This window comes from Salipiger sp. 1_MG-2023 (genome assembly GCF_030547555.1).
In the GTDB taxonomy this organism is placed as follows: Bacteria; Pseudomonadota; Alphaproteobacteria; order Rhodobacterales; family Rhodobacteraceae; genus Salipiger.
Window position 1 is genome coordinate 1 of sequence record NZ_JAUOQN010000176.1, and the last position, 910, is coordinate 910.

Sequence of the window (910 nt, forward strand, 5' to 3'; positions counted from 1 at the left end):
TTGCAAATGCACTGCCGGGTGACAGACGGCACGCGAGACGTGCTGGGGCTATGGTTTCAGGCCAACGAGGGCGCCAAATTCTGGGTCAAGGTTCTCAATGACCTGCGCAATCGCGGAGTGCAGGACATTCTGATCGCCGTCGTGGACGGCCTCAAGGGCTTCCCCCAAGCCATCGAGGCAGCCTTCCCCCAGACCCAGGTTCAGACCTGCATCGTGCATCTTCTGCGCCATTCCATGAGCTTCGCCAGCTACAAGGACCGCAAGGCCGTGGCAGTGGCGCTGAAGGCGGTCTACTCCGCCGTCGACGCGGCAGCCGCCGAGGCCGCGCTGACCGACTTCGAGGAGAGCGATCTGGCCGCCCGCTACCCGGCAATCGCGCCGAGCTGGCGACGGGCCTGGACCGAGGTGATCCCGTTCCTCGACTATCCACCCGAGGTCCGCAGACTGATCTACACGACGAATGCCATCGAGGCGCTGAACTCGAAGATCCGCCGGGCCGTCCGCACAAGGGGGCACTTCCCCAGCGACGAGGCGGCGGCGAAATTGATCTATCTGGCGCTGAATGCTACCTCTCAGGAGTGGAAGCGATCAGTCCGCGAATGGCACGCCGTGAAGAGCCAACTCGCCATCATGTTCGATGATCGGTTCCCAATGGCGTAATCAACGCGCCGGGGCACAGAATTCCGGACAGTCTCATACAGGGCGTCTAAGGGGTATCTCTGGGCTTGGCAGCATACTACTAACCAGCGCCAAGCCCCCCCTTTACTCGCCTCTCAGGCGCTCTCAGGCACTATTGCGACCCCCTCTAAAGCATGCCTCTGACAATCATGATTGTAGCTGTTCCATCCCGGATGATCACATAAACCCTCGGCGGTCTGCCCTTTTCATGGCAAGATCGGTTCTGAGGGAA

The 910-nt window shown here is 61.0% G+C and carries 1 protein-coding gene; it reads left to right on the forward strand.

The genetic code is table 11. The features are described from left to right. Positions 1 to 660 (forward strand): IS256 family transposase (locus tag Q4543_RS24460; protein WP_303442779.1); only part of this gene is annotated, 660 nt, incomplete at its 5' end. Positions 661 to 910 lie beyond the last annotated feature (250 nt).